The organism is Actinoplanes sp. NPDC051411 (assembly GCF_040682075.1).
Taxonomy (GTDB): domain Bacteria; phylum Actinomycetota; class Actinomycetes; order Mycobacteriales; family Micromonosporaceae; genus Actinoplanes.
In genome coordinates this window covers 1-6,324 of sequence record NZ_JBFBAD010000250.1, presented here as the reverse complement: position 1 = coordinate 6,324, position 6,324 = coordinate 1, and the positions used below count along the sequence as shown (strand labels likewise).

Annotated in this window: 7 protein-coding genes; 5 read left to right on the top strand and 2 right to left on the bottom strand. The window is 68.8% G+C overall.

Going from position 1 to position 6,324, the window contains the following annotated elements; all coding sequences use genetic code 11:
* Positions 1 to 176: 176 nt before the first annotated feature.
* Entirely contained in the window at positions 177 to 746 is a 570-nt protein-coding gene (locus AB0M88_RS52680) for a GrpB family protein (protein WP_364116036.1), read from the top strand.
* A gap of 709 nt (positions 747 to 1,455) precedes the next feature.
* On the opposite strand, the gene AB0M88_RS52675 is transcribed toward AB0M88_RS52680, so the two are convergent.
* Together AB0M88_RS52675 and AB0M88_RS52670 are read right to left on the bottom strand one after the other, a co-directional pair.
* On the bottom strand, positions 1,456 to 2,337 hold the full coding sequence (locus AB0M88_RS52675) for an SMP-30/gluconolactonase/LRE family protein (RefSeq protein ID WP_364116033.1): 882 nt from the start codon (positions 2,335 to 2,337) through the stop codon (positions 1,456 to 1,458).
* A gap of 225 nt (positions 2,338 to 2,562) precedes the next feature.
* Positions 2,563 to 3,597, bottom strand: a complete 1,035-nt coding sequence (locus AB0M88_RS52670; protein ID WP_364116030.1) for an alpha/beta hydrolase — start codon at positions 3,595 to 3,597, stop codon at positions 2,563 to 2,565.
* Between the two features lie 423 nt (positions 3,598 to 4,020).
* Between AB0M88_RS52670 and AB0M88_RS52665 the strand changes: the two genes are divergently transcribed.
* The 4 genes from AB0M88_RS52665 to AB0M88_RS52650 all read left to right on the top strand — a co-directional run.
* Positions 4,021 to 4,158 (top strand): hypothetical protein, encoded by a 138-nt coding sequence (locus AB0M88_RS52665; RefSeq protein WP_364116027.1) that lies wholly within the window; start codon positions 4,021 to 4,023, stop codon positions 4,156 to 4,158.
* A 151-nt stretch (positions 4,159 to 4,309) separates the two neighbouring features.
* Positions 4,310 to 4,762 (top strand): hypothetical protein, encoded by a 453-nt coding sequence (locus tag AB0M88_RS52660; protein ID WP_364116024.1) that lies wholly within the window; start codon positions 4,310 to 4,312, stop codon positions 4,760 to 4,762.
* A 14-nt stretch (positions 4,763 to 4,776) separates the two neighbouring features.
* Positions 4,777 to 5,448, top strand: coding sequence for a response regulator transcription factor (locus AB0M88_RS52655; protein WP_364116021.1), 672 nt, complete (start codon positions 4,777 to 4,779; stop codon positions 5,446 to 5,448).
* A partial coding sequence (locus tag AB0M88_RS52650) for a HAMP domain-containing protein (protein WP_364116018.1) occupies positions 5,445 to 6,324 on the top strand: 880 nt, incomplete at its 3' end. The genes AB0M88_RS52655 and AB0M88_RS52650, both read left to right, overlap by 4 nt.

The following is a 6,324-nucleotide window of genomic DNA, read 5'->3' as shown; positions in this document are numbered from 1 at the left end:
TGCGGTGGGCAGCCGCCGTGAGAGCGAACCCACCGGTCACCTCGACCCAGCCTGGCCGGGCTGCGGTCGTAGATCAATGAAACAAGTAGCCGCCGATAGGGCACCGCCCAACGTCACGGCGAGGGTCGCTGATCACTGGTAGGTGTGCTCCGTGTAGTCCGGTATCGTCAAGGACCGTGCCGTTTGCCGACGAGAGCGTGTCGGTCGCCGTGGTTAGCTATCGGCCGGACTGGCCAGCAGCCTTTGAGGTGCTGGCGGCTCAGATCCGAGCCGTGCTGAGCGACCAAGCGACCGTCATCGATCATGTCGGTTCGACCTCGGTTCCCGGCTTGGCGGCGAAGGACTGCATCGACGTTCAGGTGCGGGTGCCGTCGATCGACGAGGAACGGCTGGTGGCGCTGTTCGGCGGGATCGGTTTCCGCTGTCGGCCGGAACCGTGGAACCGGGCTGAGCTCACCGGCGGCCGGGAGTATCGCAAGCTGGTCTTCGCTCCGCCGATTGGTGCGCGCATCGCGAACGTTCACGTCCGGGAACGCGATGGGGGTAATGCTCGGTTCGCACTGCTCTTCCGTGATTATCTGCGGTCGGACAGCGATGTTCGGCAGGCGTGGGGCGCCTTCAAGCAGCGTCTGGCGGTGAGCGTGCCGAACCTGTTGGACTACGGGCAGATCAAGTCGCCCGCCACCGAGGTACTGATGGCTTCAGCCGAACGTTGGGCGGCTGAAGTTGGCTGGCGGATATCCTGAACGGCTGCGGATGCCAGGGTTCAAATTGGCCGGTCAGAATGGTCGTCGGCGCGTGGACTGCCGCGCGGTAGCGGCTCACGCGTCGTTGCCAGGGCAACGCGCTCATTTGCCGCTGAAAGGGCGCATCGGTGCTCGTGGTCGTTGTGGCGTTCTGTCTGGCCTGGGAGGCATCGGGGACGTCGTCGCGGTCATTCGGTCTTCTCGGTCCCCTTGTGCGCGGTGGCCGGAGGAGCATCGGCTGGCGAGAGGCTGGTGGGAGTCTCCAGATTGATTCAGGGCTACCCAGTTCGGCTCGAGCGGTCCGGTTGAACTCGCGTTCTGCGTCTCGGCATGCTTGGACGAAAGGTTCGGGAACCTGGCCGGCCTCGTGACCGGCCCTCGCCTCGGACAGTTGGCCCACTGCGAGCATCACAGCGGCGGCGGCCTGGATCGTCGCGGTGGTAGGTGCGATCAGGCCGATTTCGGCTCGGTACCGGACGATCTGAGTGCGCGCAGGGCCGCCGTCGGCATGCTGTTGCCGGGAGACCGAGGACGCCGAAAGGAATGCGAGGAGCACCTGAGTCATGAATCCAGAATCGTCTGAAGCGTCACTCGCCGACGACGGTGTGACCGACGCCCGGCTGGTCAACGTTTCAGGACGTTACGTCGCCGGCCCGCGCTAGCTCCGGCCACGCCGCGCCAGTGGATGACCGCACCGGTGAGGCGCATCTCAAGGGGTCAGCACCGCGACGGCGGGCTCGTGCAGGCTGCCCATCCAGATGCGGCCGTCGTGTTCCCGGACGCCGGTGACCATGTGGAAGTGGGTGCTGTCGCCGGTGAGGTCGCGGATCAGGTGGCCGTCGTCGTCGTACGCCTGGACCCGGACCGTGCGTTTCGGCGCCGGCTGTAGTGATTGGGGGATCTTGGTGACTTGGCGGCGGATCCAGACGGGGGCGCGCTGGAGGCGTTCCACCACCGGGTCTTTCGGGCTGGCGATCGACACCCAGATCAGTCGGTCGCTGCCGCGGGCGATGTTGTCGGGGTAGCCGGGTAAGTCCTCGACCAGGAAGTCGTCGCGGCCGGTGAGCCAGTGGCGGGCTATAGCGCGTGCCGCGGTCTCGGCTACCGCGACGAAGGACTCGTCGCCTGCCAGCGCCACGCCGTTGGCGAAGGCCAGGCCGTCGCGCAGGACGGTGACGGTGCCGTCCGGGGTGCGACGCAGCAGCCGGCCGGTGCGTGTCACCTCGACCATTTCCGCCCGCCACTCATCGATGGGGTGGACCGTGGAGGAATCCGAGAAGTAGATCGTGCCATCGGCGGCCACCGCGGCGTTGTTGCAGAACCGCATCCCGCCGAGCAGATCCTCGATAGCGCCGGTGGACGGGTTGACCGCCAACAGGCCGCGGCGGGCGTCGCAGACCAGCAGCCGGCCGTCGGGCAGCAGTTCAATGCCCAGTGGTCGACCACCGGTGTTGGCGACGGCCTCCACCGAGCCGCCGGGGACGATCCGGTGAATCACGCCGTCCTCGGTGCCGGTGAAGACGACACCGTCGGCAGCCACGACAACGTCCTCGGCGCCGTGGCCCGGCACCGCGATCACCCGGAAATCCATGGTGCTGACTATCCACGGCTCGGCAGTCGGTATCAACGCGTCTCGGAGGGGTTCTGGTCCTGACCTGGCGCGCGTTCGAATGCGGACGAGCCGGAAAGCCCGTCGTACCGGGCCGAGGTCGAGCGCGATGTGCGCGTCCGATCCGGTTACGCCGAGCGGCGAACAGGCGCCGCCGATCGCATCGGCCGGCGCACTTCGCTTGTCTTCCTGGCCGGGCAGCGCGGCTCAGCCGGCGGGGTGGCTTTCCCTGATCTGGGCGACAAAGGTGGTGATGGCGGGGAAGGCGAGGTCCGGCCGGTCGCGGAAAATGGTGTGGCGTGCCCCGGGAAGTCGCACGAGGCGGGTGGTGTCAGCCGGCAGCTGGCCGGCCAGTTCCTCGACCACGGGCAGCGGGCAGACCGGGTCGTCCTCGCCGGCGATAACCAGGACGGGGCACCGGACGGCGCCGAGCAGGCTCCAGGGATCGAAGCTCAAGAGCTCGTGGCGGTCGTAGTGCGCGGCGACGTCCGGGTTCCTGATCATCCGGGCCAGGAACCGACGGGACTCCTCGGCCCAGCCCGCCGTGGCGCTGTAGAGCGGGTAGCAGACGCGGGTGAACTCAGCCTGGAGATCCTCGGCGTCCGCAGCGTAGCCGCCCCGGCGGTATGCGCGGACGCGCTCGATGATGGCGGCCGCTTCGGGGCCGCCGACGCGGCCGAACGCCTCGATGCCGCGCGGATCGTCCCAGTGGCCACCCGTCGTGTTGGCCAGGATGACGCCGCCCGGGTGATCGGGGAACAGCGCCGCGTAGGTGAGCGCGACGTCCCCGCCGAAGCTGCTGCCGAGGATGACCGGCTTGCGCAGCCCGAGCGCGTCGCACAGCCGCCGCAGGTCGTCAGCCCAGGTCCGCATGTTCCAGGACTCAGCACTGCTCCGGTCGCTGCGGCCGTGGCCGCGCAGGTCGAAATACAGGACCTGGAAATCGGCGGCCAGCGGCTCCAGCGCGGGTTTGACCGTCATGTGGTCCAGGCCGGGACCGCCGTGGACGGCCACCAGGACCGGGCGCTCCACCGTCGTGTCCCCGTGCGGGATGACAGACGGGCCGGAGACATCGAACCACAGGGACACATCGCCAAGGTTGATGCGCACGCGACCTCCAGAACGACTGCGGCGGGCCGGATCAGAGGACCACAGCGATTGAGAGACGATGACGCTTACCGTACGGACCCGACGATTAGTGCGCACATGCGCTCGCCCCGACGAGCGAACCTGCAGCTCCACGCCACCAAGCCAAGTCAAGATCTACGACCTTGACTCAAAGCGGGACCCAGGACGTAAGCCCGACGAGATACGACCGCATATCCGCAGTGGACAATGTCAAATGCCTTTAGTTGCTGGGTAAATTCGCATTCGTAGGGGGCCGGTCGGCGGCCGAAGTCAAGTGTACTGATTTGCCCCAGTCATCGCGCCGCACCCCGAGCGCGGCCCCCCGCTTTGCCGTCACGCTTCGTACGACCCGCAATGGCACGCTCAGGCGACGCAGCCCTGACGTTGTTGCGCACAAATGGGACAGCGTGCGTCACACGTTCCGGTCGTAGACGACCGTGTACATGTGGGATCGTCCGGGTTATCTCTCGGTGCTGGCCGGCGCCGGAAAGGGAGTTCCGGCGCTGATCCGGCGCGCCCACGTTCCGCCTCGGCGCGGTGCAGCTGGAGCTCTGGCCGGCAAACATGGTCGGCCAGCACGGCATCGCCACCGTCGCGCCCAGCCGCTCGTTGGACCGGATATTCGATCTGCTCAGCGGCGTGTTCGCCGGCCCGGCCGGCGGGGCCACAGGTTGACCGGCTGCCGTTGTCGTTCCAGCTATCCGCGGCACTGGCCGTGAAGATACTGAGGTGTTCCTAAGGTTCGCCGACGGAAGTGTGAAGGCTGCCTTGTTGAGCTTGGGGTGTGGCGGGGCGAACCCGCCACAACCCAACACGAGGGAGTCCCATGCGTACCAAAAGGATGTTGGCGACCGTCGCGGCGGCGACCGTCGCGGTGGTCGCCGTGACCGGTGGGTCCGCGGCCGCCGCCACCGGGTCCCAGTCGGCCGGGAAGGGCTCGGTGGCCGTTGCGGCGAATGCGAAGCCCGGGCCGGGCAAGGGCGACCAGGACACGCTCCTGCGCAAGATAGCGGCGAGCCTGCACGTGAGCCTGGCGAAGCTGGAGAACGCGCTGCGCGACATGAAGATTGCCAGCGGCAAGCTCGGCGCCGACCCGACCGACCCGCGGGTGGTCGCGGTGTTCGCCAAGGACCTGCACATCGGCAACGCTCAGGCACTCAAGATCCTCAAGGAGATCGTAGGTCAGCCCGGTCCGGTGAAGTCGCCGTCCGGTAAGACCCCGCCTGGAAAGACTCCGCCGAGCAAGTCGCCGTCGCCCGCGCCGTCGGGTAAGGCGTGACGCCACAATAGGTCGTGCACGTTCTGATAGTCGACGACGATGAAGCGGTGCGGCGTGCGCTGATGCACGCGCTGCGCCGCGACGGCTACGGCGTGGCCGAGGCGGCCGACGGGGGTGCCGCGCTCGAGCATGCGGCGGGCGGCGGCCTTCAAGCGATCGTGCTCGACGTCCTGATGCCCGAGCCGAACGGCCTGGAGGTCTGCCGCATCCTGCGCGAACGCGGCGACGAGACGCCGATCCTCATGCTGACGGCCCGCGATCTGGTCGCCGACCGGGTCGCCGGGCTCGATGCCGGGGCCGACGACTACCTCGTCAAGCCGTTCGCCCTGGATGAGCTGCGGGCCCGCCTGCGCGCCCTGCTCCGGCGCGGCGGCCAGGCCCGCGACACGCTCGCCTTCGCCGACCTGGAGCTCGACCTGGCCGCATGCCAGGCCCGGCGCGGCGAGCGCGTGCTGTCGCTGACCCGAACCGAGTACGCGTTGCTCGAACTGTTCCTGCGCAACCCGCGCCGGGTGCTCAGCCGCACCGCGATCTTCGAGGCGGTCTGGGGCTACGACTTCGGTCCCGGCTCCAACGCGTTGTGGGTCTACGTCAGCTATCTGCGGTCCAAACTGGAGGCCAGCGGCGAGGCCCGGCTCATCCAGACCGTACGCGGCCTCGGATACGTGCTGCGGGAGGAGCCGTGACCCTCCGCGCCCGGGTCTCGCTGGTCTGCGGCCTGGCCGTGTTCGTCGCCCTGTTCGCGGCGGCGCTCGTGGTCTACCTGGCCGCCGACCGTGACCTGCACAACCAACTGGACAGCTCGCTGGTGTCGACCGCGTCCAACGCGCCGGACTTCGCCAAGAAGCTCAAGCTGCAGGCCGTCGAAACGGGCACACCCTCACCCGACGGGGTGCTGGTCGTCGGTGACACGGTGCTCCAGTTCGTCTCGTTCGACGAGGTGGAGCAAACGGACCTGCCGGCCGTGCTCGGCCCCTCGGGCGGGCTCGGTCCGCTGACCAATGACGATGTGGAGGTCGCCCACAGCGGGCAGAGCCCGTACTTCTCCTCGATGACGTACCAGGGCCGACCGTACCGGATGTATACCGCGGCCTGGCTCAAGCCCGACGGGCTGGTCCGGGTCGCCCGCCCCGAGTCGGCCGCCGTCGTGCCGCTCGAACGGCTGGGCCTCATCCTGGCCGCGCTGATGCTCGGCGGCACGCTCGCCGTGGCCCTCGGCGCGCGGCTGCTGGCCGGGCGGGTGCTGCGGCCGGTGCAGGCGCTGACCGAGACCGTCGAGCACGTGACCGCGACCCAGGACCTGGCGCTCGATCTCCAGGGGCGCGTGGACATACACGGCCGGGACGAGATCGCCCGGCTTGCCCGGTCCTTCGCCGCGATGATGGCCACCCTCGACGACGCCGTACAGACCCAACGCCGGCTGGTCGCCGACGCCTCGCACGAGCTGCGCACCCCGCTGACCAGCCTGACCACCAACCTCGAACTACTCGCCGAGGAGGGCGGCCTGGCCGACCCGCAGGCGCCGGCGCTGGTCGGCGCGGCCCGGGAGAAGAGCGGCGAAC